This is a genomic window from Burkholderia contaminans, from assembly GCF_029633825.1.
In the GTDB taxonomy this organism is placed as follows: Bacteria; Pseudomonadota; Gammaproteobacteria; order Burkholderiales; family Burkholderiaceae; genus Burkholderia; species Burkholderia contaminans.
Genome location: NZ_CP090640.1, coordinates 554,188 through 580,752, shown reverse-complemented (window position 1 = coordinate 580,752; position 26,565 = coordinate 554,188). Strand labels below are relative to the sequence as shown.

The window sequence follows — 26,565 nt, the reverse complement described above, 5'->3', positions numbered from 1 at the left end:
ATTCGCTGCATGACCGTTCGGTGGACTCCCGGACCGGCGGCGATCGACTACCATCATGTCTGGCGCCCCCGCTCGGGCGGCGTACAACGTCGTACAAGGAGAGTCCATGCTCAAGCTGCGTTTGCTCCAGGTCGCGTTACTCGCGGGCGTGCTGGCCGCCGGCAGCGCCGCCGCCGAAACGGTGCGCCTGTCCGCCAATCTCCAGCCGTCGAGTGAAGTGCCGCCCACGGCGACCAAGGGCTCGGGCGACGTCGAGGCCACCTACGATACGGCCACGCACATGCTGCAGTGGAAGGTCACTTACGAACACCTCACGGGGCCGGCCACCGCCGCGCACTTCCACGGGCCGGCGCCGGTCGGCCAGAACGCGGGCGTGCAGGTGCCGATTCCGAAGGGGGACCTGGCGAGTCCGATCAAGGGCTCGAAGGAACTCACCGACGCGCAGGTCACCGACCTGATGGGCGGCAAGTGGTACTTCAACGTCCATACGAAGGAGCACCCGGCCGGCGAGATCCGCGGCCAGGTAATGCCGGCGAACTGAGTGCCGGCGTTTGATCCGTGAGCGCCGGAAACCGGCAGCCGCAGGCGGCATTCCGCTGTGTCGGGTGCGGGCATGAGGACCATGCCGATGTGGTCGATGCGATCAACATACTGGCGCGGGGGCACCGCGTTGCAGCCTGTGGAGAGCCGGTGCAGTCGGGCCGCTCCGTGAAGCAGGAACCCGCCGAGGCGATCTGAGACAAGCATCATCGTTTCAAACGCGGTAGGAATCCCGAGCCTTCAGGCGCGGGAGGATGTCAAGTAGAGGCACCTGTCGAGCGGTGCGGAAGCGATCGCACGTACCATCGTCACACTGTGATTACGGAGTGCGTCCGATGAGTTGGCAAAGCAAGTTCGCCTGCTGGCTGCTGCGCTGGCAGTTCCGTCCCGAGACCACGCGCGAGGTGCTTGATCCCGCCCGCGCACGGCGCTTTACCGACCTGCGGATGATCGTGCCGCGCCGTGCGCCGTCGGGCTACCGATTGCGCCAGTGCCATGGCCCGGGCGACGCGCCGCTGCGCGGCGAATGGCTTGAGCGCACCGACTCGGTTGCGGGCCGCGGGCCCGGCCGCACGCTGCTGTACTTCCATGGCGGCGGCTATTACTTCTGTTCGACGAAGACCCACCGTCCGCTCGTGTTCGGCCTGACGAAGCGCGCGGGCGTGCGCTCGTTCTCGCTCGACTACCGGCTGGCGCCCGAGAACCGCTTCCCGGCCGCGCTCGACGATGCGCTGGCCGCGTACCGGCAACTGCTGGCGCTCGGCACACCGCCCGAATCGATCGTGCTCGGCGGCGATTCGGCGGGCGGCGGCCTCGCGCTCGCGACGCTCGTCGCGCTGCGCGACCGCGGCGAGCCGCTGCCGGCCGGCGCGATCCTGTTCTCGCCGTGGACCGACCTGGCCGCCACCGGCGCGACGCTGCGCACGAACGACGGCGCCGATCCGATGTTCGCGGGCGCGGCGCTCGCGAAGGCCGCGAAGCTGTACCTGGGTGACGAGCCGGGCACGAATCCGTACGCATCGCCGCTCTACGCGGATTTCGCGGGCCTGCCGCCGCTGTATATCCAGGTCGGCAGCACCGAGGTGCTGCTCGACGATTCGCGCCGCGTCGCCGAGAAGGCGAAGGCGGCCGGGGGCGCGGTGGAGATCGAGGTGTGGCCGGACATGCCGCACGTGTGGCAGCTGTACGCGCCGATGGTGCCGGAGGCACGTGACGCGCTCGACCGCGCGGCCGCGTTCCTGCGCCGCGTCGCGGTCGAACGCGCGGTTCAGCGCGCCGGCGAGGCGTCGATCGCCTGATAGGCGGCTTTGACGGCCACCGAGCCGTACTTGCGCTCGAGCCGGCGTACGGTGAAGTGGCCGTGCGCCATCTGCTGGAAGTGGTCGATGAACAGCGTATTGACGGTCGCGCCGAGCACGGCGCCGATCGCCGGGATCGACTTCGCGGCCATCTGCTCGGTCACCTGCACCGAGAAGCGCGACGCCACCGTCTGCACGAGCTTGAACACGGCTGCCGAGCTGTGCGCGGCGATGCCCTTCGTCGTGATGTCGGACGACGCCTTCGAGATCGCCTGCGCGAGCGCACCGCGCAGCACGAAATAGCCGAAATCGGCGTCCTCTTCCTGCTTGTCCGGGTTGCCGCCCATGCCGAGCACGGCCAGGCATTGCAGCTGCGTATCGACCGAGCCCAGGTCTTCCCCCTCGCTGCGCGCGATGTCGCACACCGAGCGGAAGATCAGCGTCGTCGTCACCGGCAGCTCGACCGGCAGCGCGAGAAAGCCGAACGCACCGCCCGCCGCGCCGGTCGTCGCAACCGCGAGCTTGTGCAGCAGGTTGCTCGGCTTGTCGGGTTCGGCGTCCGGCCCGGGCGGCTTGCCGAGCGTGCGCAGCGCGATGTTCAGGCACTTGCGCAGCGCGAGCTGCGTCGCGTCGTTGATCTTGCCGGTCGCGAAATCCGGCAGCCGGGCGATCATTTTCTCGACCGGCGCGCCGAGCATGCCCGTCAGCTTCATCGTCAGCGACGGGCTTTCCAGCACCTGCTTCGCGCGCCACAGCGCGTCCCGGTCCTCCTGAGACAGTGTGGTCGCGGGGGTGATTGAAATCGGTTCCATCTTTCTCCTTGGCGGTCTGAGCCGGTTTGACCGTCACCGGCCTAGATTACTCCGGCGTGCTAGAATTTTGAGATTGTTTGACTCGTCAAAAGTTGCGCCAACAAAAAATGGCCGTCCATACTGCCGCCCACCATTCGAGCGGGCAAGTCCTGCCGTTCCGCGAATCGCTGCTGGCGATGATCGGGATCTCATTTGTCACCATGCTGGTCGCGCTCGACCAGACCGTCGTCGGCACCGCGTTGCCGACCATCGTTGCCGAGCTTCGCGGTTTCGACCTGTACGCATGGGTCGCGACCTCGTACCTGCTCAGTTCCGTGATCACGGTGCCGATCTTCGGCCGGCTCGGCGATTATTACGGCCGCAAGCCGTTCGTCATCGCGTCGATCGTCGTGTTCACCGGCGCGTCCGTGCTGTGCGGGATGGCGAACGACATGCTGATGCTCGTGCTCGCGCGCGGGCTGCAGGGAATCGGCGGCGGGATGCTGGTCGGCACCGCGTTCGCGTGCATTCCCGACCTGTTCCCCGATTCCGTCGTGCGCCTGCGCTGGCAGGTGCTGATGAGCTCCGCGTTCGGCATCGCGAACGCGGTCGGCCCGTCGCTCGGCGGCGTGCTGACGCAGTCGTTCGGCTGGCGCTCGGTGTTCTACGTGAATTTGCCGGTCGGCCTGCTGTCGCTGCTGTTCGTGTGGCGCTACCTGCCGCACCTGCGCCATGTCGAGCACGATCGCAAGATGCGGCTCGACTGGCCGGGCGCGCTGCTGATCGCGCTGTCGCTCGGCGCGCTGCAGCTGTTCGTCGAATGGCTGCCGAAGTACGGCGTCGCGAGCTGGGCGTCGCTGCTGCTCGTCGTCGCGGTCGCGGCCGGTTTCGGCCTGTGGCATTGGGAGAAGCGCTGCGCGCAGCCGATTCTGCCGTTCGACATGTTCGGCAACCGCGCGCTGTCGGCGCTCTTCGTGCTGGCGATCCTCGCCGGCTTCTCGATGTTCTCGCTGCTGTTCTACGCGCCGCTGCTGTTCCAGGGCGGGTTCGGGATGTCGCCGAAGGAGGCGGGGCTCGTGATCACGCCGCTCGTCGTGTTCATCACGATCGGCAGCATCATGAACGGCCGGGTCGTCACGCGCATCCGCAATCCGAACGCGATGCTGCACGTCGGTTTCGTGCTGTTCGCGATCACTTGTGCGGGCATCGTCGTGTCGACCCACACGACGCCGAAGTGGGTGCTGATGGCGCTGATGGTCGCGGGCGGCATCGGGCTCGGCTTCGTGCTGCCGAACCTCACCGTCTTCGCGCAGCAGACGGCCGGCCGCGAGCATCTCGGTATCGCGACGGCGCTGCTGCAGTCGCTGCGGATGGTCGGCGGAATGGTCGGCACCGCGCTCACCGGCACGCTCGTCAACCAGATGTATTCGGGCGGCGTGCGCAATGCGCTGTCGGCCGACCATGCGATGCAATGGCATGCGCAGCTCGCCGATCCGCAGATCCTGATCGATCGCGCCGCGCAGGGCGGTCTCGTCGCGGAGCTGACGCGCGCCGGGCATAATGGCGCGCTGCTGCTGGAAGCGGCCCGAGAATCGCTCGTCGGCGCGATTCACCTGGGCGTCGCCATGGCGGCGGTCGTCGCCGTGGTGTCGGTGTGGCAGTGCCGCCGCGTGCCGCCGATCGCGCTGCGGCACAAGATCGAACCGCATGTCGCGGCCGACTGAACGATTGAACGAACAGAACTGAGCGCATGGAAGAACAGGACCGCGTCGCGATCTTGCAGCAATTCGGACGCACGTATCGCGCGTTCATGACCGCGTTCGAGGCGCACGTCGGGCAACCGATGCCGCGCTGGCGGATCATGGTCGCATTGCACACGATGGGCGGGCATTCGTCGCAGAAGAAGCTCGTCGAAGTGCTGCGCGTCGATCCGGGCGCGCTCACGCGCCAGTTGAAGTCGCTCGACGCGCTCGGCTGGATCCAGCGTGAATCCGATGCACGCGACAATCGCGTGACCAACGTGACGCTGACGGACGACGGCCGCGCCGCGTTCGATGCGTGCCTGCCGCGCCGCAAGGCGTTTCTCGAGCAGACGATGGCGCAATTGCCGGACGACGTGCTGAATGCGCTGTCGGGTGCGCTGGCGATGCTGGAGTCGCGGATCGCGGACGTCGGCTCGACGCCGGCCGCACGCTGAAGCACGGGGCAGGGCGGCGCGAACACGCCGCCGGCCCGGCCCTTCATCTCATCTCAATTCACTTCAGGTTCAAAGCTCGATGCGCGTGCCCAGCAGCACGAGGAACTGCGCCAGCCACGCCGGATGCGCGGGCCACGCGGGCGCGGTGACGAACGGCGCGTCGGTCACGGCCGCGTCGACCGGGATGTCCGCGTATTCGCCGCCCGCGAGCTTCACCTCGGGCGCGCAGGCCGGGTAGGCCGAGATGCGCTTGCCGCGGATCACGTCGGCGGCCGCGAGCAGTTGCGCCGCGTGGCAGATCGCGGCGATCGGCTTGCCGGCTTCGGCGAACTCGCGTACGAGCGAGATCACCTTCGGATCGAGTCGCAGGTATTCGGGGGCGCGGCCGCCCGCGATCGCGAGCGCGTCGTAGCGCGATGCGTCGACGTCGTCGAATGCCGCGTTCAGCGTGAACTGGTGGCCGGGCTTCTCGGTGTAGGTCTGGTCGCCCTCGAAATCGTGGATCGCGGTCTTGATCTTGTCGCCCGCGCGCTTGCCCGGGCAGACTGCGTCGACGTGGTGGCCGACGGCCTGCAGCGCCTGGAACGGCACCATCGTTTCGTAGTCTTCGGCGAAATCGCCGGTCAGGAACAGGATCTTCTTCGCGGCCATGGCTTTCTCCAGTGGAGCTGCGTTGAGGGCCCGCACGACAGGCAAGTGCAACGCCCGCCCGGGGCTCCGGGGACGAAAGCGCAGTGTACTCCGGCCGCTTGAAGCGCGCGTGACGCCCGCCCCGCGCGAGCGGCGGGGCGGTCGGGCACGATGTGTGCGACGGGCGTCAGAAGAAGGTTTCGACGACTTCCGTCACGCTGAACTGCGGATCGAGCACGAGCACCTGGCGCCACTTGTCGAACGTCAGGCACGGGTGCGAGATGTCGAACGCGACCATGTCGCCGACTTTCACGTCCGCGCCCGGCGGGATCTGCAGGTACGCGTGCTGGTCCATCATCCCGGTGACGGCCCAGCCTTCGGTGGCGGCGACGTCGCGCGGCGCGGTGTCGCGGCCCGGGCGGAAGTGGCGCGCCGGCTCCGGCAGCCCCGCGTCGAATGCCGCGTCGCGCTTGCCGAGCGCGACGATCGCGCGATCGGCCTCCGGCACCGACTGCACGTAGGCCCACAGCTGCAGCGCGGGCAGCAGCCCTTCGCCCATCGTGCGTGCGATCGGGTTGCGCGCGAACACGTCGGTCTGCGCCTTCTTGTAGATGCCGACATCGTGCGTCAGGTAGCAACCCGGACGCAGCACGACTTCCGCGAAGCCGGCGTTGGACGCCTTCGCGAATTCCTCCGCGACCACGTCGTACCACGCCGAACCGGCGCCCGACAGGATCGCCGGCGTACGCGCGAAGCGGCCGGCCTCGGCCAGCTCGCGCGTGAGCGCGACCGCTTCCTGCAGGAACGTGCGGATCTCGCCTTCTTCCTTCAGCACGCCTTCGTAGAGTTCGATACCGGCCAGCTTCAGCGTGTCCGGATAGCGCGCGATCGCGGCGAGCACGGCTTCGCGTTGCGCGGCGTCGCGCACGCCCGCGCGGCCGCCCGGCACGCCGAGCTCGAGCAGCACGTTCAGCGGCTTCTTCAGCGCGCCGAAGAAGCGGCCGAGCTGGTCGACGCTCTCCGCCGAATCGACGAGGCAGAAGAATTCGAAATCGGGATCGGACAGCAGCCCGGCGATGATCGTCATGTTCTGGCGGCCGACCAGCTGGTTCGCGAGCAGCACGCGGCGCACGCCGCCGTGATACGCGGCCTGCGTCTGGTGCGCGGTCGCGAGCGTGATGCCCCACGCGCCGGCGTCGAGCTGGCGGCGGAACAGTTGCGGCGCCATCGTCGTCTTGCCGTGCGGCGCAAACTTGACGCCGTACTTCTGCACGAATGCCTGCATCCAGTTCAGGTTGTGTTCGATGCGATCTTCGTAAAGCACGGCGGCCGGCAGGCTGACGTCTTCCGCAAGCAGGTTCCACTCGAGGCGGCCTGCTTCGCCGAGCGGCACGCTCGCGCTCGGCAGATTGCCGAGGCCCTTGCCGAACGGATCGATCGTCGCTTCCTGATAGTTTGTAACTTTCATGTCATCCCGCTCCATCATCACTATGCATTGCACTGAAGTTGACAAGCCGATGGTACAGAAAGTAGCATCGGCGCGGTGATGTTATTTAGTAACATCGAGCTTCGAACTCTTTTCCGCAGATGAATACGCCCGCCACTCCGTCCGCCCCGCTCGCGGCCGAGCTTCATCCGGCTCCGGCCGCTCCGCCGGTCCTCGACATCGTCGCGCGGATCGCCGAATGCGCGCCCGAGCTGCGCGAAGCCGAGCGCAAGGTCGCCGCGTTCATCCTCGCCGATCTCGCGCGCGCCGCGCATGCCAGCATCGGTGCGCTGGCACGCGACGCGGAGGTCAGCGTCGCGACGGTCACGCGTTTCGCGAAAGCGGTCGGCTGCCGCGACGTGCGCGAACTGAAGGTGCTCGTCGCGCAGGCGGCGGCCGTCGGCCAGCGCTTTCTGGTGCCGTCCGACGACGCACCGGCCGCCGACGCGAGCCCCGCGTCGATGGTCTACGACGAGATTCGCGTGGCGCTCGCGCACAACCATCAGTTGCTGCGCAATACGTCGTTCGAGGCAGCGGCCGACCTGCTCGCCGGCGCGAAGATGACCTACGTGTACGGGCAGGGCGGCGGCTCGACCGCGCTCGCCGACGAGCTGCGCTTCCGGCTCGTGCGCTTCGGCCGGCCGGTTGCGAGCTACCAGGACAGCGTGCTGCAGCGGATGGTGGCCGCGACGCTGTCGCGCGACACCGTCGTCGTCGCGCTGTCGGTGAGCGGCCGCGTGCCCGAGCTGCTCGAGAGCTGCCGGCTCGCGAAGCGCTACGGCGCGAAGCTGATCGCGATCACCGCGCCGGCTTCGCCGCTCGCGAAGCTGGCCGACCACCTGATTCCGGTCGTCGCGTTCGAAACCGATTTCATTTACAAGCCGTCGACATCGCGCTACGCGATGATGATGGCGATCGACGTGCTCGTCACCGGAGTCGCATTGCGGCTCGGCGATGCGGGCCGAGAATCGCTGCGCCGTATCAAGCACGCGCTCGATGCGCACCGCGGCGGCGGAGACCGCCAACCGGTAGGAGACTGACCATGCATTCGCATCCCGAAGCCGCCGATACGCTGATCGTCGGCGCGCAGCTTTACGACGGTACCGGCGCGCCGCCCGTCATGCGCGACGTCGCGATCCGCAACGGCCTGATCGCGGCGATTGGCAACCTGTCGAACTGGCTGGCCGAAAACGTCGTCGATGCGAACGGCCGCGCGCTCGCGCCGGGCTTCGTCGACGTGCACACGCACGACGACACGCACGTGATCCGCGCACCGGAGATGATCCCGAAGATCTCGCAGGGCGTGACGACCGTGATCGTCGGCAACTGCGGGATCAGCGCGTCGCCGGTGACGCTCGCGGGCGATCCGCCCGATCCGATGAACCTGCTCGGCGAGCGCGGTGCGTTCCAGTACCCGACTTTCGCCGACTACGTCGCGGCCGTGAACGGCGCACGTCCGGCCGTAAACGTCGCGGCGCTCGTCGGCCACACGGCGCTGCGCAACAACCAGATGGACCGCCTCGACCGCGCGGCGACCGACGGCGAGATCGCCGGCATGCGCGCGCAGCTCGAGGAGGCGCTCGCGAACGGCGCGCTCGGCCTGTCGTCGGGGCTCGCGTACGGCTCCGCGTTCGCGGCGCCCACCGAAGAGGTGATGGCGCTCGCCGAGCCGCTCGCGAATGCGGGCGCGCTGTACACCACGCACATGCGCACCGAGTTCGACGCGATCCTCGACGCGATGGAAGAGGCGTACCAGGTCGGCCGCCATGCGCGCGTGCCGGTCGTGATCTCGCACCTGAAGTGCGCGGGCCCGTCGAACTGGGGGCGCAGCACCGAAGTTCTCGCGTCGCTCGAAGGCGCGCGCCGCTACCAGCCGGTCGGCTGCGACTGCTATCCGTACAGCCGCAGCTCGTCGACGCTCGACCTGAAGCAGGTGACGGGCGACATCGACATCACGATCACGTGGTCGGAGCCGCACCCGGAAGTGGCGGGCAAGCTGCTGAAGGCGATCGCGGCCGAGTGGGGCGTGACCGAGCAGGAAGCCGCGCAGCGCATCCGCCCGGCGGGCGCCGTGTACCACAACATGTCCGAGGACGACGTGCGCCGGATCCTGTCGCATCCCGCGACGATGGTCGGCTCCGACGGCCTGCCGAACGATCCGCTGCCGCACCCGCGGCTGTGGGGCGCGTTCCCGCGCGTGCTCGGCCACTACGTGCGCGACACGAACCTGCTGCCGCTCGAGGAGGCGATCCGCAAGATGACGTCGCTGTCCGCGCGCCGCTACGGGATCGCACGGCGCGGCGAGGTGCGCGTGGGCTACCACGCGGATCTCGTGCTGTTCGACCCGGCGAGCGTGATCGACGCCGCGACGTTCGAGAAGCCGCAGCAGCCCGCGCACGGGATCGACGCCGTGTGGGTGAACGGCGTGCTCACGTATGAAAACGGCCAACCGACCGGCGAGCGCGCCGGCGGCTTCGTCGCCCGCGGCGAGCGCGTGCCGGCGAGTGCCGACGCCGCGTTCTGAACGCGGTGGTTGTTCCGATCTGCCGCGCGCGCCGTCGTCGGTGCGCGCATCCGTAACCGAAACAAGGAGTGAAACGATGAAGCGATATGGCGTAGGCGAAGCGAAGGGCACGGGCGGCCAGGTGATGCCGTTCGCACGCGCGGTCGAGGCCGACGGCTGGCTGTACGTGTCGGGCCAGACGCCGATGGTGAACGGCGAGGTCGTCGAAGGCGGCATCGTCACGCAGTCGAAGCAGACGATCGAGAACGTGATCGCGATCCTGAAGGAAGCCGGCTACGGCCTCGAGCACGTCGTGCGCTGCGGCGTGTGGCTCGACGACGCGCGCGATTTCGCATCGTTCAACAAGGTGTTCATTTCGTATTTTGGCGAGCATCCGCCGGCACGCGCGTGCGTGCAGTCGAGCATGGTCATCGACTGCAAGGTCGAGGTCGACTGCATCGCGTACAAGGCGCCGGCGAAGTAACGTCGCCGCGGCAAGCCGCTACGCAACGGGCCCGGCGCATTCACGTGCGTCGGGCCCGTTTTGTCATGTGCGGGCACCGGTCGATCGGCGGGCGGCACTCCCGCGACTGTAGCCGCAACCGCCGCAACGCATTCCGCCCGTTCATGTAATGTGCCGCATGACCCTAAGGAGAGGACATGCATGGAATGGGCCGCACTGGTGCCGGAGCTGATCTGCTCGGACCTTGCCGGAAGCATTCGCTTCTATCGCGACGTGCTCGGATTCCGGATTCGCTTCGAGCGTCCGGAAGACGGGTTCGCCTACCTTGAAATCGGGCGGGCCCAGTTGATGCTCGAGCAGTACAGTCCGGAGAGCTGGCTGACCGGTCCGCTGGAGCCGCCGTTCGGGCGCGGGATCAATTTTCAGATCGAGGTCGACGCGCTCGATCCCATCCTCGACAGGATTCGCGCCGCGGGCGTGGTGCCGTTCGTCGAGCCGCGCACGTCCTGGTATCGGGAGGACGATATCGAGCATGGCCAGGTCGAGATGCTGGTGCAGGATCCCGACGGCTACCTGTTGCGCCTGGTGGAGATCCTCCCGGAGCGGCCGGTGAGCGGGTGACTGCAGGCTGTCCGCGCTTCTCCACGCAATGAAAAACAGCCCGGCCGGTTGAACCCGGCCGGGCTGTTTCGTTTGGGGGGTGCCGTCGCGTGTTGCGGACCGCGACCTGCGGTGGCCGCCCGCCGCCGTCACTGCCGCGCATTACGCGCGTTGTCCGGCATCGGCTGGTTGTAATTCGTGCGGAACGGGTTGATGTCGAGCCCGCCGCGGCGCGTATAGCGCGCATATACCGCGAGCTTCACCGGTTTGCACGCGTGCAGGATGTCGAGGAAGATCCGCTCGACGCACTGCTCGTGAAAGCCCGTGTGATTGCGGAACGAGATGATGTAACGCAACAGGCCCGCGTGATCGATCTGCGGCCCGACGTAGTGGATCTGCACGCTGCCCCAGTCGGGCTGGCCGGTGACCGGGCAGTTCGAGCGCAGCAGGTCGGACACGAGGGTTTCCTCGACCGGCGCTTCGTCTTCAGCGGCCGACAGCAGCGACGGATCGGGTTCGTACACGTCGGTGTCGAGGTCGAGCCGATCGAGCGACAGCCCGTCGAGCTCGTCCATCTCGAGCTTGCCGAAATCGTGCGGCGACACGAGCTGCACCGAGACGCTCGCGCCGCACGCGGCCGACACGTCGCGCTTCAGCGCGTCGCGCACCGCGTCGATCGAATCGAACTTCGTCTGCGCGAACGAGCCGAGATACAGCTTGAACGACTTCGATTCGACGATGTTCGGCGATTCGGCCGGCACGTAGAACGTCGCAACGGCGATCTGCGGCTTGCCGCGCGCGTTGAGCCACGACAGTTCGTAGGCGTTCCAGATGTCGGTGCCGAAGAACGGCAGCGCCGACGTGATGCCGAGCTGTTCGCGCGCGCCGGCGCGCGGGATCGGGAACAGCAGCGACGCGTCGTACTGGGCGGCGTAGACGGTGGCCTTGCCGAGCGGGGAATGTTCGGGATTCATGCGTGACGCCTTTACGACAGGAAGAGGCGGTAAGCCGGGTTGGCGCTCTCCTCGACATACGGATAACCGAGTGCCGCGAGGAAGCGTTCGAATTCGGCGTGATCGGCCTGCGGCACCTGCAGCCCGACGAGGATCGAGCTGTAGTCCGCGCCCTGGTTACGGTAGTGGAACAGGCTGATGTTCCAGTCCGGCGCCATCGACGACAGGAACTTCATCAGCGCGCCCGGCCGTTCCGGGAATTCGAAGCGGAACAGGCGCTCGTCGAGCGCGAGCGGCGAACGGCCGCCCACCATGTAGCGGATGTGTTCCTTCGACAGCTCGTCGTGCGTCAGGTCGACGGTCTGGAAGCCGTGCGATTCGAAGTTCGCGGCGATCTCGGCCGATTCGCCGCGGCGCTTGATCTGCACGCCGACGAAGATGTGCGCGGCCTGCGCATCGGCGATCCGGTAGTTGAACTCGGTGACGTTGCGGTCGCCGACGAGCGAGCAGAAGCGCTTGAAGCTGCCGCGCTCCTCGGGGATCGTGACCGCGAACACGGCTTCGCGCGCTTCACCCACTTCCGCGCGCTCGGCGACGAAGCGCATCCGGTCGAAGTTCATGTTCGCGCCGGACGTGACCGCGACGAGCGTCTGGTTCTCGATGCCTTCGCGTTCCGCGTAGAGCTTCGCGCCCGCGACCGCGAGCGCGCCGGACGGCTCGAGCACGCTGCGCGTATCCTGGAAGACGTCCTTGATCGCCGCGCACAGTGCGTCGGTGTTCACCGTCACGACGCCGTCGAGGTATTCGCTGCAGAGCCGGAAGGTTTCTTCGCCGACCAGCTTCACGGCGGTGCCGTCCGCGAACAGGCCGACCTCGCTCAGCTCGACACGCTTGCCGGCTTCCAGCGATTGCGCCATCGCGCACGAATCCTCGGCCTGCACGCCGATCACCTTGATCTCCGGGCGCACCGCCTTCACGTAGGCCGCGACGCCGGACGCGAGCCCGCCGCCGCCGATCGGCACGAAGATCGCGTGGATCGGGCCCTGATGCTGGCGGAGGATTTCCATCGCGATCGTGCCCTGGCCGGCGATCACGTACGGATCGTCGAACGGGTGGACGAACGTGAGGCCGCGCTCTTCCTGCACCTTGACCGCGTGTGCATACGCGTCGCTGTACGACTCGCCGGCCTGGATCACCTCCACGCTCGGGCCGCCGTGCGCACGCACCGCATCGACCTTCACCTGCGGCGTCGTGACCGGCACGACGATCACGGCCTTGACGCCCATCCGGGCCGCCGAGAACGCGACACCCTGCGCGTGATTGCCGGCCGACGCCGTAATCACGCCGCGCGCGAGCGCTTCCGCCGGAATGTGCGCCATCTTGTTGTACGCGCCGCGCAGCTTGAACGAGAACACCGGCTGGTTGTCCTCGCGCTTCAGGTAAACGGCGTTGCGCAGCCGGGCCGACAGGTTGCGGGCGGATTCGAGTTCCGTCTCGATCGCGACGTCGTAGACGCGCGCGGTGAGGATTTTCTTCAGGTAATCGTGGGATGCCATGGGCGCTCGCGTGCAGTGCGGAAGCAGACGGTAAAGGATCAATGATAGCGCCAAGGGTCTGCCTGCACGCAAGCGGCATGCCGAGCGCGTGCTCACGAGGCCGTACGGGCGGGGCGTCGGCGCGCTCGCGCTGCCTTTTTGACCGGCTTAACCGCGTGGTTACCGACCGGACGGACGGCGAATGATCGCACGAAATCGCGCCGAGCCAGGCCTGGCGCGGCTCGCGGGGATAGCCCCACGACCTGTCCGACGTGTCACGCGTGGCCCGATCATGGGTTAGAATTCCGTTTTGAATCAAGGATCGGAAGATGCAGAGGCACCCTCGGATCGCACCGTTGAAGCCGACGCCGCGCGCAGCCAGCCCCGCGGCCGAACGGCATGCGCGCCGCGCGCGATCGTGCTGATCGTTCCGAGTGCCGCCAGGCCCTGTCGCCGGCCAGGAGGGGCGAGTCGCCCGCTCCGGCCCCATGAAGGACAGCCGCGCGCCTGGTAACAGAACAGATTTCCCCAAGATTGCGCCCACGCGCTTGCCGACGCCCGTGCACGGTGTATCGGCCCTCCGAGTCGTCCGAACATGAACGCACCACAAGTTTTCGATCCGCATGGCGCGGCCGCCGCCGTCGCCGCCGACCCCGCGCCCCGCTTGCGCGAGATTCCCTACAACTACACGTCCTTCTCGGATCGCGAGATCGTGATCCGCCTGCTCGGCGAAGAGGCGTGGTCGGTGCTCGACGAGCTGCGTGCCGAGCGCCGTACGGGCCGCTCGGCACGGATGCTGTACGAGGTGCTCGGCGACATCTGGGTCGTGCGCCGCAACCCGTACCTGCAGGACGACCTGCTCGACAACCCGAAGCGCCGCGCGCTGCTGATCGAGGCGCTGAACCACCGCCTCACCGAAATCGGCAAGCGCCGCAGCGCGGATCTCACCGAGCACCGCGACGACGCGGGCCGTGAGCGCGCCTCGCGCGTCGAGATGCTCGAAACCGCCGCGCAGCGCGCGGTCAACGAGTTCGCCGACGAATTCGAGAAGATGGCCGACCTGCGCCGCCGCGCGACCAAGGCGCTCGGCCGCTGCACGCAGAAGGACAACATCCGTTTCGACGGGCTGTCGCGCGTGTCGCACGTGACCGACGCGACCGACTGGCGCGTCGAATACCCGTTCGTCGTGCTGACCCCCGATAGCGAAGCCGAGATCGCCGGCCTTATCAAGGCCTGCTTCGAGCTCGGCCTGACCGTGATCCCGCGCGGCGGTGGCACCGGCTACACGGGTGGTGCGGTGCCGCTCACGCCGTTCTCCGCCGTCATCAACACCGAAAAGCTCGAGCAGCTCGGCGCGGTCGAGCTGACCGAACTGCCGGGCGTCGCGCACAAGGTGCCGACGATCTTCTCCGGCGCGGGCGTCGTCACGCGCCGCGTGACCGAGGCGGCGGAAGCGGCCGGTTACGTGTTCGCGGTCGATCCGACCTCGCTCGACGCATCGTGCATCGGCGGCAACGTCGCGATGAACGCGGGCGGCAAGAAGGCCGTGCTGTGGGGCACCGCGCTCGACAACCTGGCCTGGTGGCGGATGGTCGACCCGGACGGCAACTGGCTCGAAGTCACGCGCCACGAGCACAACCAGGGCAAGATCCACGACATCGCGGTCGCGCGTTTCGAGCTGAAGTGGTTCGACGGCGCCTACGCGCCGGGCGAGAAGCTGCTGAAGAGCGAGATGCTCGAGATCGAAGGCCGCCGGTTCCGCAAGGAAGGGCTCGGCAAGGACGTGACCGACAAGTTCCTCGCCGGCCTGCCGGGCGTGCAGAAGGAAGGCTGCGACGGGCTCATCACGTCCGCGCGCTGGGTGCTGCACAAGATGCCCGCGCACACGCGCACCGTCTGCCTCGAGTTCTTCGGCCAGGCGCGCGAGGCGATCCCGAGCATCGTCGAGATCAAGGATTACCTGTTCGAAACGTCGAAGCAGGGCGGCGCGATCCTCGCGGGCCTCGAGCACCTCGACGAGCGCTACCTGCGCGCGGTCGGCTACGCGACCAAGAGCAAGCGCAATGCATTCCCCAAGATGGTTTTGATCGGCGACATCGTCGGCGACGATGCCGATGCGGTCGCGCACGCCACGTCCGAAGTGATCCGGATGGCGAACGGCAAGAGCGGCGAAGGCTTCGTCGCGGTCAGCGCGGAGGCGCGCAAGCGCTTCTGGCTCGACCGTAGCCGCACGGCCGCGATCGCGAAGCACACGAACGCGTTCAAGATCAACGAAGACGTCGTGATCCCGCTGAACCGGATGGGCGAGTACACCGACGGCATCGAGCGGATCAACATCGAGCTGTCGCTGAAGAACAAGCTGCAGCTCGTCGACGCGCTCGAAGCGTTTTTCCGTGCCGGCAACCTGCCGCTCGGCAAGACCGACGACGCGAACGAGATCCCGAGCGCCGAACTGCTCGAAGACCGCGTCCAGCAGGCGCTGGAGCTGCTCAAGCGCGTGCGCGCACGCTGGGAATTCGTGCGCGACCGGCTCGACCAGCCGCTGCGCGAGGCGCAGCACTACCTCGTGCAGCTCGGCTACGAGGCGCTTGCCGAGAAGTTCGCCGATCGCGCGGACGAGCAGCCGGGCGCGACCGTGTTCCACATCACGCAGGACCGCACGGTCCGCATCTCGTGGCAGCAGGAGATCCGCGCGGAGCTGCGCGCGATCTTCAACGGCGGCGCGTTCAAGCAGATCCTCGACGAGGCGCAGGCGATCCACAAGCAGGTGCTGCGCGGCCGCGTGTTCGTCGCGCTGCACATGCACGCGGGCGACGGCAACGTCCACACCAACCTGCCGGTCAACTCCGACAACTACGAGATGCTGCAGGACGCCCACGCGGCGGTTGCACGCATCATGACGCTCGCGCGTTCGCTCGACGGCGTGATTTCCGGCGAGCACGGCATCGGCATCACGAAGCTCGAGTTCCTGACCGACGACGAGATCGCCGAATTCCGCGCGTACAAGCAGCGTGTCGACCCGAACGGCCGCTTCAACAAGGGCAAGCTGCTCGAAGGCGCCGATCTGCGCAACGCGTATACGCCGAGCTTCGGGCTGATGGGGTACGAGTCGCTGATCATGAAGCAGTCCGACATCGGCGCGATCGCCGATTCGGTGAAGGACTGCCTGCGCTGCGGCAAGTGCAAGCCGGTGTGCGCGACGCACGTGCCGCGCGCGAACCTGCTGTACAGCCCGCGCAACAAGATCCTCGCGACGTCGCTGCTGGTCGAGGCGTTCCTGTACGAGGAACAGACGCGCCGCGGCGTGTCGATCAAGCACTGGGACGAGTTCAACGATGTGGCCGACCACTGCACGGTGTGCCACAAGTGCGCGACGCCGTGCCCGGTGAAGATCGACTTCGGTGACGTCACGATGAACATGCGCAACCTGCTGCGCAAGATGGGCAAGAAGAAGTTCAACGCCGGCAATGCGGCGGGCATGTTCTTCCTGAACGCGACCAACCCGCAGACGATCAACGTCGCGCGCAGCGTGATGATGGGCGCCGGCTACAAGGTGCAGCGCTTCGCGAACGACATGCTGAAGAAGGTCGTGACGAAGCAGACGCAGCATCCGCCCGCAACGGTCGGCAAGCCGCCCGTGGTCGAGCAGGTGATCCACTTCGTCAACAAGAAGATGCCGGGCAACCTGCCGAAGAAGACGGCGCGCGCGCTGCTCGACATCGAGGACAACAAGATCGTCCCGATCATCCGCAATCCGAAGTCGACCACCGTCGATTCGGAAGCGGTGTTCTACTTCCCGGGCTGCGGCTCCGAGCGCCTGTTCTCGCAGGTCGGGCTGGCCACGCAGGCGATGCTGTGGGAAGCCGGCGTGCAGACGGTGCTGCCGCCGGGCTACCTGTGCTGCGGCTATCCGCAGCGCGGCTCGGGCCAGTACGACAAGGCCGAGAAGATCGTCACCGACAACCGCGTGCTGTTCCACCGGGTCGCCAACACGCTCAACTACCTCGACATCAAGACGGTCGTGGTGTCGTGCGGCACCTGCTACGACCAGCTCGCCGGCTACGAATTCGACAAGATCTTCCCCGGCTGCCGGATCATCGACATCCACGAGTTCCTGCTCGAGAAGGGGATGAAGCTCGATGGCGTGACGGGCACGCGCTACATGTATCACGACCCGTGCCACACGCCGATCAAGACGATGGACCCGGTAAAGCTCGTCAACGAGCTGATGGGCTCGGAAAAGGACGGCTACAAGATCGAGAAGAACGAGCGCTGCTGCGGCGAATCGGGCACGCTCGCGGTCACGCGCCCGGACGTGTCAACGCAGGTCCGCTTCCGCAAGGAAGAGGAGATCCGCAAGGGTGCCGCGAAGCTGCGCAGCATCCCGGTCGTGGCCGGCAACGCGCCGGCGCCGGCCGCCGCGGCCGCGAACGGCCCGGACGTGAAGATCCTAACGAGCTGCCCGTCATGCCTGCAGGGTCTGTCGCGCTACAGCGAGGACGCGAACCTCGAAGCCGACTACATCGTGGTCGAAATTGCGCGCCAGGTGCTCGGCGAGAACTGGATGGCCGATTATGTCGCACGTGCGAACAATGGCGGGATCGAGCGCGTGCTGGTCTAATGCGTGCATGACGACCGCCCGACCGGGCCAGGAACGAGCGGGCGCCGGTGCAGCATGCCGGCGCCCGTCCACATGGGAGCGACGATGGAATGCGTGTTTTGCCGTGAAGACGGCGGCGAAGTGCTCTGGCAGGACGATGCGGTGCGTGTCGTCCTCGCGACGGGCGAGCACGAGTACCCGGGCTTCTGCCGGGTGATCTGGGGTGCGCACGTGGCCGAATTCTCCGATCTCGGCGAACCTGAGCGGGCCCATTTGATGCGCGTGGTTTACGCGGTCGAGCGGGCCGTGCGCCGCGTGATGCAGCCGAACAAGGTGAATCTCGCGAGCCTCGGCAACATGGTGCCGCACATGCACTGGCACGTGATCCCGCGCTTTTCCAACGACGCACACTTCCCGCAGCCCGTATGGGCGCCGCGCCAGCGCAGCGTGTCCGAGGCGCTGTTGCGCTCGCGCGCGGCGCAGGCCTCGCTGCTGCACAATGCGGTGCGCGAGGAAATTCAACGCATGACCGATTCGAGGCAGCTATGAGCGGTTTGACTTCCACGACGCCGATTCCGTCCGGCGTCGTCGTGCACGCGGTATCGCGCGTGCTCGAATTGCAGTACCCGAACGGCGACAGTTTCCGGATTCCGTTCGAGCTGATGCGCGTGTATTCGCCGTCGGCCGAGGTGCGCGGCCATGGGCCCGGCCAGGAGACGCTGCAGACGGGCAAGCGCGAAGTGACGATCACCGCGCTCGAGGGCGTCGGCAACTACGCGCTGCAGCCGACGTTCTCCGACGGCCATTCGACCGGCATCTACTCGTGGGATTTCCTGTACGAGCTGGCGACGCAGCAGGACGCGCTGTGGCGCGACTATTTCGACAAACTGAAGGCGGCGGGCGTCGAGCGCGACGCCCCGATGCAGGCGGCCTCCGCGTCGCACGGCCACTGCCACTGAAATCGACGGCGCCCGCTCGGCGCCGTCTTGCCATTTACTGAGGATCAACGCGATGAGCAAAACCCACTTCGGCTTCGAAAGCGTCGAGGAAAACGAAAAAGCGAAGAAAGTGGCGGGTGTGTTCCATTCGGTCGCGAGCAACTACGATCTGATGAACGACCTGATGTCGGCGGGCATGCACCGCGCGTGGAAGGCGTTCACGATCGCGCAGGCGAACGTGCGCCCCGGCTTCAAGGTGCTCGACCTTGCGGCCGGCACCGGCGACCTGACCCGGTCGTTCGCGAAGGCGGCCGGGCCGACGGGCGAGGTCTGGCACACGGACATCAACGAATCGATGCTGCGCGTCGGCCGCGACCGGCTGCTCGACAAGGGCATCGTGACGCCGTCGCTGCTGTGCGACGCGGAGAAAATTCCCTTTCCGGACAACTACTTCGATGTGGTCACGGTCGCGTTCGGGCTGCGCAACATGACGCACAAGGATGCCGCGCTGGCCGAGATGCGCCGCGTGACGAAGCCCGGCGGCCGCGTGATGGTGCTGGAATTCTCGAAAGTCTGGGATCCGCTGAAAAAAGCGTACGATCTGTATTCTTTCAAAGTATTACCGTGGCTTGGCGACAAATTCGCGAAAGATGCTGAAAGTTATCGGTATCTTGCTGAATCTATCCGGATGCACCCCGATCAGGACACGCTGAAGACGATGATGGAACAAGCGGGCCTCGATGCCGTCAAATATTACAATTTGTCAGGTGGCGTGGTAGCTTTACACATGGGAGCCAAGTACTAAGGGGCTCTTTCCATACATTTGTCTTACATCTGGAGAAACTGATGTTCGAATCGCGTTCGTTGTTCAACCGTAGCAAGCCGTCGAAGCCGTGGGCTCGACGGGTCGGCACGCTGCTGATGGTCGGCCTGCTCACGGCCGGCACGTTCGCATCGCTCGACGCCGAAGCCAAGCGCATGGGCGGCGGGCGCAGCATCGGCCGCCAGAACTCCACCGTCACGCAGCGCCAGGCCACGCCGCCCGCGCAGCAGCCGATGCAGCAGGCCGCGCCGTCGCAGGCGCAGCGTGCGAATCCGGCCGCGCCCGCGCCGGCCGCGCAGCCCAACCGCTCGCGCTGGCTCGGGCCGATCGCCGGCCTTGCGGCCGGTCTCGGCATCGCGGCGCTGCTGTCGCACTTCGGCCTGGGCGGCGCATTCGCGAGCATGATGGCGAACGTCATCGTGATCGCGCTGCTCGCGGCGGTCGGCATCTGGCTGATCCGCAAGTTCATGAACCGCCGTCGTCCGCAGGAGCCGGCCTACTCGGTCGGCGGCTCGGCGTCGTCGTCGGGCGGCTACTCGCAAAGCCCGTCGTTCCAGCAGGGCGGCACCGGCAGCAACTATTCGGGTAGCGGCAGCAGCTACGCGAACGAGGCGCAAGGCGTGTTCGGCGGCGGTGCCGCGGCCACCGGCGCGGCAGCGGCTGCTGCGGCAGCGCCGCTCCAGGTGCCGGCCGGCTTCGACACCGAAGCGTTCCTGCGCAGCTCGAAGGTCTATTTCGTGCGCCTGCAGGCCGCGTGGGACCAGGGCAACCTGGCCGACATCCGCGAGTTCACGACGCCGGAAATGTTCGCCGAGATCAAGATCGACCTCGATTCGCGCGGCAACGAGTCGAACCAGACCGACGTCGTGCAGCTCGACGCGGAACTGGTCGCGATCGAGGATCGCGGCATCGAGCAATCGGCGAGCGTGCGCTTCCACGGCCTGATCCGCGAATCGGCGAATGCGTCGGCCACGCCGTTCGACGAGGTGTGGAACCTGTCGAAGTCGGGCAGTCAGGGCTGGCTGCTCGCGGGCATCCAGCAGATCAACACGCACTGAGCGTGACCGGCGGCCCGCGCCGCCGGCACCCGGGCAACGGCCGCCGCACTGCGACCGCTTGCCGCCCGGGTGTGCGGTCAGCCACGGTCTGCCGACGATCCGACGTTACAATAGAAACCCGCGTGGGCGCCCGGCCTGCGCGGGTTTTTTCTTTCCCAGCCCGATGACCTTTGCCGCCAAGCCTTTTGCTGCTGCTGTCAATCACCTGCTCGCCCGAGAATCGTGGGCGCGCGACCGCCTGATTCCCTATTCGGGCAAGACTGCCCGCATCGACGTGCCCCCCGTCACGCTCACGCTGCTGGTGCAGCCCGACGGCTATCTGTCGGCCGTCGACGCGCACGATGCGCAACAGGTCGACGTGTCGATCGCGCTTGCCGGCGACACGGTCGCCGCGTTCCTGCAGGGCGGCCAGGCGGCCGTGATGAAGCACGTGAAGATCGAGGGCGATGCGGAATTCGCGACGCAGATCGCGAAGCTGGCCGAGCACCTGCGCTGGGAACCTGAAGAAGATCTCGCGAAGCTGGTCGGCGACGCGGCGGCACACCGGATCGCGACGGTCGTGCGCGACGCCGGCGCGCGCGCGCGCCGCACCGGCCGCAACGTGCTCGATTCCGTCGCCGAATACTGGCTCGACGAGAACCCGCAAGTCGTCCGGCGCGCGTCGCTCGGCGGCTTCGACGCCGAGCTGGCGCGCGCACGCGATGCGCTCGCACGGGTCGAAAAGCGGGTCGAGCGACTCGAACAAAAAATCGGCGCGCGCACGGGTTCCGACCCGCGCGGCGCGCACTGAGGGCCGCAGGGCATGCGCATTTTCCGTTTCATCAAGATTGTCTACACCGTCATCCGCTTTGGTCTCGACGAAGTGATGCTGTCCCGGATCGACGACCGGCGCGTGAAGCTGCTGTTGCGGATCACGACGATTGGCCGCCGCTACTCCGATCCGCCTGCCGTGCGGCTGCGTCACGCGCTCGAAAGCCTCGGCCCGATCTTCGTGAAGTTCGGCCAGGTGCTGTCGACGCGCCGCGATCTGCTGTCGGTCGATTTCGCGAACGAACTCGCGAAGCTGCAGGACCAGGTGCCGCCGTTCGATTCGGCGGTCGCGATCGGGATCATCGAGAAGTCGCTCGGTGCGCCGGTCGACGAGCTGTTCGACGAATTCGAGCGCGAGCCGGTCGCGAGCGCGTCGATCGCGCAGGTGCATTTCGCGAAGCTCAAGCAGGGCCAGCACGCGGGCAAGGCCGTCGCCGTCAAGGTGCTGCGCCCGAACATGCTGTCCGTGATCGACTCCGACCTCGCGCTGATGCGCGACATCGCGATCTGGACCGAGCGCATGTGGGCCGATGGCCGGCGCTTGAAGCCGCGCGAGGTCGTCGCCGAATTCGACAAGTACCTGCACGACGAGCTCGACCTGATGCGCGAGGCCGCCAACGGCAGCCAGCTGCGCCGCAACTTCGCGGGCCTCGACCTGCTGCTCGTGCCCGAGATGTTCTGGGATTTCTCGACGTCGCAGGTGCTCGTGATGGAGCGCATGACCGGCGTGCCGATCAGCCAGGTCGAGACGCTACGTTCGGCCGGCGTCGACATCAAGAAGCTCGCGCGCGAAGGCGTCGAGATCTTCTTCACGCAGGTGTTCCGCGACGGCTTCTTCCACGCGGACATGCACCCGGGCAACATCCAGGTGAGCCTCGATCCGAACACGTTCGGCCGGTACGTCGCGCTCGATTTCGGGATCGTCGGCGCGTTGTCCGATTTCGACAAGAACTACCTCGCGCAGAACTTCCTCGCGTTCTTCAAGCGCGACTACCATCGCGTGGCGACGCTCCACCTCGAATCGGGCTGGGTGCCGCCCGAAACGCGCGTCGAGGAGCTCGAAAGCGCGATCCGCGCGGTGTGCGAGCCGTATTTCGACCGCGCGCTGAAGGACATCTCGCTCGGCCAGGTGCTGATGCGCCTGTTCTCGACGTCACGCCGCTTCAACGTCGAGATCCAGCCGCAACTGGTGCTGCTGCAAAAGACGATGCTGAACGTCGAGGGCCTCGGCCGTTCGCTCGACCCCGAGCTCGACCTGTGGAAGACCGCGAAACCGTACCTCGAGCGCTGGATGACCGAGCAGATCGGTCTGCGCGGCTGGTACGAGCGCTTCAAGGTCGAGGCGCCGCAGTGGAGCAAGACGCTGCCGCAACTGCCGCGCCTGATCCATCACGCGATGGCCGCGCGCCATGACGCGCCGCGGGCCGCGAGCGAAGACCTGATGCGCCAGGTCCTCGTCGAGCAGAAGCGGACGAACCGGCTGCTGCAGGCGCTGCTGATCTTCGGCCTCGCCGTCGGCGTCGGGGCGCTCGTCGCGCGTGTGCTGCTGGCGCTCGCGTACGGCACATGACCGATAGGAGCAGGGCGATGGCCGATCCGAAGCAACCCGCCATACCGTCAGCCGCCGATTTCACGACGCGCGATCCCGGCAACGCATCGTTCTGGGACGAGCGTTTCGAGCGTGGCGTGACGCCGTGGGAATTCGGTGGCGTGCCCGAGGGTTTCAGCGTGTTCGCGCATCGGCTCGAGCCGTGCGCGGTGCTGATTCCCGGCTGCGGCAGTGCGCAGGAGGCCGGGTGGCTGGCCGAAGCCGGCTGGCCCGTGCGTGCGATCGATTTCGCCGCGCAGGCGGTGGCTGCCGCGAAGGCGCAGCTCGGCGCGCACGCGGAAGTCGTCGAACAGGCCGATTTCTTTGCGTACCGGCCGCCGTTCGACGTGCAGTGGGTGTACGAGCGTGCGTTCCTGTGCGCGCTGCCGCCGGCCATGCGTGCCGACTATGCGGCGCGCATGGCCGAGCTGCTGCCTGCTGACGGATTGCTGGCCGGCTATTTCTTCCTGATGGCGAAACCGAAGGGGCCGCCGTTCGGAATCGAGCGTGCCGAACTCGATGCGCTGCTCACGCCGCACTTCGAGCTGGTCGAGGATTTGCCTGTAACCGATTCGCTGCCCGTATTCGAAGGGAACGAGCGCTGGCTCACGTGGCGCCGCCGCTGATGCGCGGGTGTCGCGGCCGTTGCCGGAGTGCGGCAGGGTTTCGGCTATAATTCAAGGTTTTGCAAGCCGTTTCCAGTTTCCGCGGGAAAAATATCATGCCGATCTACGCCTATCGATGCGAAGCGTGTGGTTTCGCGAAGGACGTGCTCCAGAAGATGAGCGACGCGCCGCTGTCGCAGTGCCCGGAATGCGGGAAGGATGCCTTTCGCAAGCAGGTTACTGCGGCGGGCTTCCAGCTGAAGGGTTCGGGTTGGTATGTCACCGATTTCCGCGGCGGTTCGGGCGGCACCAGCGCGCCGGCAACGGCGTCGGGCGACGCAGCCCCGGCTGGCGCAACGGAAGCCGCGCCCGCTGCGGCCGCGCCGGCTGCATCGAGCAGTTCCGAAAGCACGACGACGAGCGCCGCGCCCGCCCCGGCTGCAGCGCCCGCCGCCAGCAGTTGACCGTCGCGGCCCGGCCGGGCTGCGACCAACCCGCGCCGCCGGCGCGGTTCATTGACGGCAGATGATGAAAAAGACGACCCTGAAAACGGTGTTCCTGACCGGCTTGCTGGTTCTCGTCCCGCTCGCGATCACGCTGTGGGTGCTCGGCCTCATCATCGGCACGATGGACCAGACGCTGCTCCTGCTGCCCGAATCGTGGCAGCCCGAGCGGCTGCTCGGCTTCCATCTGCCGGGGATCGGCGCGGTGCTGACGCTCGCGTTCATCTTCGTCGTCGGGCTGGCCACGCAGAACTTCATCGGCCAGAAGCTCGTCACGTGGTGGAACGCCGTGGTGCGTCACATCCCGGTCGTCGGGCCGATCTACACGAGCGTCAAGCAGGTGTCGGACACGCTGCTGTCGAGCAGCGGCAACGCGTTCCGCAAGGCGCTGCTGATCGAATACCCGCGTCGCGGCTCGTATACGATCGCGTTTCTGACCGGCACGCCGGGCGGCGACGTGCTCAATCATCTGACGGAAGAATACGTGAGCGTCTATATCCCGACGACGCCGAACCCGACGTCGGGCTTCTTCCTGATGCTGCCGAAGAGCGAAGTCATCGAACTCGACATGTCGGTCGATGCCGCGCTCAAGTACATCGTCTCGATGGGCGTGGTGGCGCCCCCGGCGCCGGCTCCGGCGCCTGCACGCCGCCCCGTCGAGCCGCCGCTGTAAGTAAAGAATCATCGCCCGGGCCGCGCGTTGCGGCGCCCGTTGATCAAACCGAACGAAAGCAAACATCATGTCGATGCGTACTGAATACTGCGGTCTCGTGACCGAACACCTGCTGGGCCAAACCGTGTCGCTGTGCGGCTGGGTGCAGCGCCGCCGCGATCACGGCGGTGTGATCTTCATCGACCTGCGCGATCGTGAAGGCCTCGTGCAGGTGGTGTGCGACCCGGATCGTGCGGAAATGTTCGCGACCGCCGAAGGCGTGCGCAACGAGTTCTGCGTGCAGATCAAGGGCCTCGTGCGCAACCGTCCGGAAGGCACGGTCAACGCCGGCCTGAAGAGCGGCAAGATCGAAGTGCTGTGCCACGAACTGAACGTGCTGAACGCGTCGGTCACGCCGCCGTTCCAGCTCGACGACGACAACCTGTCGGAAACGACGCGCCTCACGCACCGTGTGCTCGACCTGCGCCGTCCGCAAATGCAGCACAACCTGCGCCTGCGCTACCGCGTCGCGATCGAAGCGCGCAAGTACCTCGACGAGCAGGGTTTCATCGACATCGAAACGCCGATGCTGACGAAGAGCACGCCGGAAGGCGCGCGCGACTACCTCGTGCCGTCGCGCGTGAACGCAGGCCAGTTCTTCGCGCTGCCGCAGTCGCCGCAGCTGTTCAAGCAGCTGCTGATGGTCGCGAACTTCGACCGTTACTACCAGATCACCAAGTGCTTCCGCGACGAAGACCTCCGTGCCGACCGTCAGCCGGAATTCACGCAGATCGACTGCGAAACGTCGTTCCTCGGCGAGCAGGAAATCCGTGACCTGTTCGAAGACATGATCCGTCACATCTTCAAGACGACGATCGACGTCGAGCTCGACGCAAAATTCCCGGTGATGCCGTACTCGGAAGCGATGGCGCGTTTCGGTTCGGACAAGCCGGACCTGCGCGTGCAGCTCGAATTCACCGAGCTGACCGACGCGATGAAGGACGTCGATTTCAAGGTGTTCAGCACGCCGGCCAACGCGAAGGACGGCCGTGTCGCGGCACTGCGCGTGCCGAAGGGCGGCGAGCTGTCGCGTGGCGACATCGACGGCTACACCGAATTCGTGCGCATCTACGGCGCGAAGGGCCTCGCATGGATCAAGGTCAACGAGAAGGCGAAGGGCCGTGACGGCCTGCAGAGCCCGATCGTCAAGAACCTGCACGACGCATCGATCGCGGCGATCCTCGAGCGCACCGGCGCGGAAGACGGCGACATCATCTTCTTCGCGGCCGACCGCGCGAAGGTCGTCAACGACAGCCTCGGCGCGCTGCGCCTGAAGATCGGTCATTCGGAATTCGGCAAGGCGAACGGCCTCGTCCAGGCCGGCTGGAAGCCGCTGTGGGTCGTCGACTTCCCGATGTTCGAATACGACGACGAAGATGCACGCTACGTCGCGGCTCACCACCCGTTCACGAGCCCGAAGGACGAGCACCTCGAGTACCTCGAGACGGATCCGGGCCGTTGCCTCGCGAAGGCCTACGACATGGTGCTGAACGGCTGGGAAATCGGCGGCGGCTCGGTGCGTATCCATCGCGAGGAAGTGCAGAGCAAGGTGTTCCGTGCACTGAAGATCGGTGCGGAAGAAGCGCAACTGAAGTTCGGCTTCCTGCTGGACGCGCTGCAGTACGGCGCGCCGCCGCACGGCGGTATCGCATTCGGTCTCGACCGCATCGTCACGATGATGGCCGGCGCCGATTCGATCCGCGACGTGATCGCGTTCCCGAAGACGCAGCGTGCGCAGGATCTGCTCACGCAGGCGCCGAGCCCGGTCGACGAGCGTCAGCTGCGCGAACTGCACATCCGTCTGCGTCAGCCGGAACAGCCGAAGGCGTAACGCGCTTCGTACCCGGCCGTGTGTGCGTCCACGTGCACACGACGCACATGAAGAAGGCGCAGCGATGCGCCTTTTTCGTTTTTTGCGGTACAGTCGCAGCA

At 66.9% G+C, this 26,565-nt stretch carries 24 protein-coding genes and 1 pseudogene; 20 read left to right on the top strand and 5 right to left on the bottom strand.

Annotation, left to right across the window (positions count from 1 at the left end; genetic code table 11):
* Window positions 1-106 precede the first annotated feature (106 nt).
* The 3 genes and pseudogenes from LXE91_RS02725 (at window position 107) to LXE91_RS02715 (ending at window position 1,838) form a co-directional block, all read left to right on the top strand.
* Window positions 107-541, top strand: coding sequence for a CHRD domain-containing protein (locus tag LXE91_RS02725; protein WP_039360146.1), 435 nt, complete (start codon window positions 107-109; stop codon window positions 539-541).
* Between the two features lie 17 nt (window positions 542-558).
* Window positions 559-738: pseudogene (locus LXE91_RS02720) on the top strand (RNA-guided endonuclease InsQ/TnpB family protein); the annotation flags it as partial.
* A gap of 137 nt (window positions 739-875) precedes the next feature.
* Window positions 876-1,838, top strand: coding sequence for an alpha/beta hydrolase (locus LXE91_RS02715; protein WP_039360143.1), 963 nt, complete (start codon window positions 876-878; stop codon window positions 1,836-1,838).
* On the opposite strand, the gene LXE91_RS02710 is transcribed toward LXE91_RS02715, so the two are convergent.
* Window positions 1,808-2,650 (bottom strand): EcsC family protein, encoded by an 843-nt coding sequence (locus LXE91_RS02710; protein ID WP_039360141.1) that lies wholly within the window; start codon window positions 2,648-2,650, stop codon window positions 1,808-1,810. The two genes, LXE91_RS02715 and LXE91_RS02710, sit on opposite strands and share 31 nt — an antisense overlap.
* A 107-nt stretch (window positions 2,651-2,757) precedes the next feature.
* Here LXE91_RS02710 and LXE91_RS02705 point away from each other — a divergent pair, with 107 nt between their 5' ends.
* Together LXE91_RS02705 and LXE91_RS02700 are read left to right on the top strand one after the other, a co-directional pair.
* A complete protein-coding gene (locus tag LXE91_RS02705; RefSeq protein WP_039360139.1) occupies window positions 2,758-4,353 on the top strand; it encodes an MDR family MFS transporter in 1,596 nt (531 codons plus the stop codon).
* Between the two features lie 26 nt (window positions 4,354-4,379).
* Window positions 4,380-4,826 carry a MarR family winged helix-turn-helix transcriptional regulator gene (locus LXE91_RS02700; RefSeq protein WP_039360135.1) on the top strand — a complete coding sequence of 149 codons (447 nt, stop codon included), beginning with the start codon at window positions 4,380-4,382 and terminating at the stop codon, window positions 4,824-4,826.
* A gap of 69 nt (window positions 4,827-4,895) precedes the next feature.
* On the opposite strand, the gene LXE91_RS02695 is transcribed toward LXE91_RS02700, so the two are convergent.
* Both LXE91_RS02695 and LXE91_RS02690 read right to left on the bottom strand, forming a co-directional pair.
* Window positions 4,896-5,477, bottom strand: a complete 582-nt coding sequence (locus LXE91_RS02695; RefSeq protein WP_039360134.1) for a DJ-1/PfpI family protein — start codon at window positions 5,475-5,477, stop codon at window positions 4,896-4,898.
* Between the two features lie 166 nt (window positions 5,478-5,643).
* On the bottom strand, window positions 5,644-6,924 hold the full coding sequence (locus tag LXE91_RS02690) for an amino acid deaminase (RefSeq protein ID WP_039360131.1): 1,281 nt from the start codon (window positions 6,922-6,924) through the stop codon (window positions 5,644-5,646).
* A gap of 119 nt (window positions 6,925-7,043) precedes the next feature.
* Between LXE91_RS02690 and LXE91_RS02685 the strand changes: the two genes are divergently transcribed.
* The 4 genes from LXE91_RS02685 (at window position 7,044) to LXE91_RS02670 (ending at window position 10,529) form a co-directional block, all read left to right on the top strand.
* A complete protein-coding gene (locus LXE91_RS02685) occupies window positions 7,044-7,982 on the top strand; it encodes a MurR/RpiR family transcriptional regulator (protein WP_039360128.1) in 939 nt (312 codons plus the stop codon).
* Between the two features lie 2 nt (window positions 7,983-7,984).
* Window positions 7,985-9,466: an N-acyl-D-amino-acid deacylase family protein gene (locus LXE91_RS02680; protein WP_039360126.1), complete on the top strand. Its 1,482-nt coding sequence runs from the start codon at window positions 7,985-7,987 to the stop codon at window positions 9,464-9,466.
* Between the two features lie 76 nt (window positions 9,467-9,542).
* Window positions 9,543-9,929, top strand: coding sequence for a RidA family protein (locus tag LXE91_RS02675; protein WP_011353171.1), 387 nt, complete (start codon window positions 9,543-9,545; stop codon window positions 9,927-9,929).
* Window positions 9,930-10,109: 180 nt separating this feature from the next.
* Window positions 10,110-10,529 (top strand): bleomycin resistance protein, encoded by a 420-nt coding sequence (locus LXE91_RS02670; RefSeq protein ID WP_039360123.1) that lies wholly within the window; start codon window positions 10,110-10,112, stop codon window positions 10,527-10,529.
* 128 nt (window positions 10,530-10,657) lie between these two features.
* On the opposite strand, the gene queF is transcribed toward LXE91_RS02670, so the two are convergent.
* Together queF and ilvA are read right to left on the bottom strand one after the other, a co-directional pair.
* Complete coding sequence (queF, locus tag LXE91_RS02665; protein WP_039360120.1) at window positions 10,658-11,482, bottom strand: NADPH-dependent 7-cyano-7-deazaguanine reductase QueF; 825 nt, start codon at window positions 11,480-11,482, stop codon at window positions 10,658-10,660.
* A gap of 11 nt (window positions 11,483-11,493) precedes the next feature.
* On the bottom strand, window positions 11,494-13,017 hold the full coding sequence (gene ilvA, locus LXE91_RS02660; protein WP_039360117.1) for a threonine ammonia-lyase, biosynthetic: 1,524 nt from the start codon (window positions 13,015-13,017) through the stop codon (window positions 11,494-11,496).
* A 574-nt stretch (window positions 13,018-13,591) separates the two neighbouring features.
* On the opposite strand from ilvA, the gene LXE91_RS02655 reads away from it, so the two are divergent.
* The 11 genes from LXE91_RS02655 (at window position 13,592) to aspS (ending at window position 26,464) form a co-directional block, all read left to right on the top strand.
* Window positions 13,592-17,617 (top strand): DUF3683 domain-containing protein, encoded by a 4,026-nt coding sequence (locus LXE91_RS02655; RefSeq protein ID WP_039360116.1) that lies wholly within the window; start codon window positions 13,592-13,594, stop codon window positions 17,615-17,617.
* A gap of 84 nt (window positions 17,618-17,701) precedes the next feature.
* The gene (locus tag LXE91_RS02650; RefSeq protein WP_039360345.1) at window positions 17,702-18,145 is read left to right on the top strand and encodes an HIT family protein; all 444 of its coding nucleotides are present in this window, start codon (window positions 17,702-17,704) and stop codon (window positions 18,143-18,145) included.
* On the top strand, window positions 18,142-18,555 hold the full coding sequence (locus LXE91_RS02645) for a gamma-butyrobetaine hydroxylase family protein (protein ID WP_039360113.1): 414 nt from the start codon (window positions 18,142-18,144) through the stop codon (window positions 18,553-18,555). Before LXE91_RS02650 ends, LXE91_RS02645 begins: the two co-directional genes overlap by 4 nt.
* A 52-nt stretch (window positions 18,556-18,607) precedes the next feature.
* Window positions 18,608-19,339, top strand: a complete 732-nt coding sequence (gene ubiE / locus LXE91_RS02640; protein ID WP_039360112.1) for a bifunctional demethylmenaquinone methyltransferase/2-methoxy-6-polyprenyl-1,4-benzoquinol methylase UbiE — start codon at window positions 18,608-18,610, stop codon at window positions 19,337-19,339.
* 41 nt (window positions 19,340-19,380) lie between these two features.
* Window positions 19,381-20,415 carry a Tim44 domain-containing protein gene (locus LXE91_RS02635; RefSeq protein WP_039360111.1) on the top strand — a complete coding sequence of 345 codons (1,035 nt, stop codon included), beginning with the start codon at window positions 19,381-19,383 and terminating at the stop codon, window positions 20,413-20,415.
* Between the two features lie 163 nt (window positions 20,416-20,578).
* Window positions 20,579-21,205 carry a ubiquinone biosynthesis accessory factor UbiJ gene (locus LXE91_RS02630; protein ID WP_039360110.1) on the top strand — a complete coding sequence of 209 codons (627 nt, stop codon included), beginning with the start codon at window positions 20,579-20,581 and terminating at the stop codon, window positions 21,203-21,205.
* Between the two features lie 12 nt (window positions 21,206-21,217).
* Window positions 21,218-22,795 carry a ubiquinone biosynthesis regulatory protein kinase UbiB gene (ubiB, locus tag LXE91_RS02625; RefSeq protein ID WP_039360107.1) on the top strand — a complete coding sequence of 526 codons (1,578 nt, stop codon included), beginning with the start codon at window positions 21,218-21,220 and terminating at the stop codon, window positions 22,793-22,795.
* Window positions 22,796-22,812: 17 nt separating this feature from the next.
* Window positions 22,813-23,439, top strand: a complete 627-nt coding sequence (locus tag LXE91_RS02620) for a class I SAM-dependent methyltransferase (RefSeq protein ID WP_039360104.1) — start codon at window positions 22,813-22,815, stop codon at window positions 23,437-23,439.
* A gap of 95 nt (window positions 23,440-23,534) precedes the next feature.
* A complete protein-coding gene (locus tag LXE91_RS02615) occupies window positions 23,535-23,882 on the top strand; it encodes an FmdB family zinc ribbon protein (RefSeq protein ID WP_039360103.1) in 348 nt (115 codons plus the stop codon).
* A gap of 61 nt (window positions 23,883-23,943) precedes the next feature.
* Window positions 23,944-24,594 carry a DUF502 domain-containing protein gene (locus tag LXE91_RS02610; protein WP_039360100.1) on the top strand — a complete coding sequence of 217 codons (651 nt, stop codon included), beginning with the start codon at window positions 23,944-23,946 and terminating at the stop codon, window positions 24,592-24,594.
* A gap of 67 nt (window positions 24,595-24,661) precedes the next feature.
* Window positions 24,662-26,464, top strand: coding sequence for an aspartate--tRNA ligase (aspS, locus tag LXE91_RS02605; protein ID WP_006477843.1), 1,803 nt, complete (start codon window positions 24,662-24,664; stop codon window positions 26,462-26,464).
* The last annotated feature ends 101 nt before the right edge of the window (window positions 26,465-26,565 follow it).